This window comes from Nocardia sp. NPDC051900 (assembly GCF_044452545.1).
Taxonomy (GTDB): Bacteria; Actinomycetota; Actinomycetes; order Mycobacteriales; family Mycobacteriaceae; genus Nocardia; species Nocardia sichangensis.
In genome coordinates, this window is record NZ_JBITBU010000075.1 from 1 (window position 1) to 1,364 (window position 1,364).

A 1,364-nucleotide genomic window follows, 5' to 3' on the forward strand; every position below is an offset into this window, starting at 1 on the left:
CTCGTCCGGGTATTTCTTCGGTGCTGCCACGCGGGGCTCCTTCCCGGTCCTATCGGACCATGCTCAGAGCCCTCCAAGGAAGCGGGGGAACCTCATTCCGCCCCAGTCTATTCCCGCGAACACAGACTGTTCGGCTGGACTGGTGCCGGTGACGTGGACCAACGATGCTCCTGCAAGAAGAAGTTCGGCCACCGCTCGGCCGGCTTCCCCGGAACCTCATCTCGGCGCTCGAAGCGCTACTCCCGCTGGCCGATGTGAAGCCCGCCACCACCCCGGCCCGACAGGTCTGCATCTGGACCTCGAAGGTTGCACGTCTGCATAGGTCGTGACCGGGGTGGTGCGAGTGACCGCCGGGACCATCCCGGCGACAGCATTGTGGACGGATGAGGTCTGCACCGTGGCCAGCGGCCACACATTGCCGACCACCTCCGGCAGTCCTTTGAGCCCGTCGCAGACCAGGAAGAAGACATCCTTGACTCCGCGGTTACGGATGTCGGTGAGCACACTCATCCAGAACTTCGCGCCCTCACCACCGCTGCCGGCCCACAGGCCGAGGATGTCCTTCTCCCCGGTCACGGTGACCCCGATCGCGGCATAGATCGGCCGGTTGGCGACTTGACCGTCGCGCACCTTCACAACCAGCGCGTCGATGAAGATCGCGACATACACCTCGTCCAGGGGTCGGCTCGACCATTCCTGCATCTCCGCGACCACTTTGTCGGTGATCCGGGAGACCGTCTCCTTGGACACCGACGCGCCATAGATCTCAGCGAAATGCGCCGAAATCTCCCCGTTTGTGAGGCCTTTCGCATACAACGACAGCACGATCTCATCGACCCCGGACAATCGGCGCTGCCGCTTGCGCACGATCTGCGGTTGAAAGCTGCCGTCCCGGTCGCGGGGCACCTCGATCGGCACCGGCCCGGTCGTCGCGGTCAACACCGTCTTCGACCTGGTCCCATTACGCACATTCACCGATTCCCGGCCCTCGGGCGCCTGGTTGGGTTCATACCCCAAGTGCTCGGTCATCTCCTCGTTCAGCGCGGTCTCGAGGACGGTCTTGGTGAACTGCTGCAGCAACCCGTCGGGCCCCGTCAGGGACAAGCCCTGCCGTTTGGCCATCCTCACCAACTCCGCCGCTGCCAGCTGCTCGGCCGAGGCCTCGGCCTTCTTCTTCGCCACGGCATCAAGTGTCGTCATCACGGCACCTTCCCGCTGACCATCCGGTCAGCGAATCAGGCCGGAAACACCCATAAATCCACAGTCCCGCTCCCGGACCCGTCCGGACGCTCGTATGCTCGTCCGCATGGAGTTCTGGGCGATGGTGGCACACGAATCGGATAGCGGGATCGTCCTGACCCGGC

The 1,364-nt window shown here is 64.1% G+C and carries 1 pseudogene; it reads right to left on the reverse strand.

The features are described from left to right. Positions 1–375 precede the first annotated feature (375 nt). A pseudogene (locus tag ACIA5H_RS37770) lies at positions 376–1,203 on the reverse strand (IS256 family transposase); the annotation flags it as partial. Between the last annotated feature and the right edge of the window lie 161 nt (positions 1,204–1,364).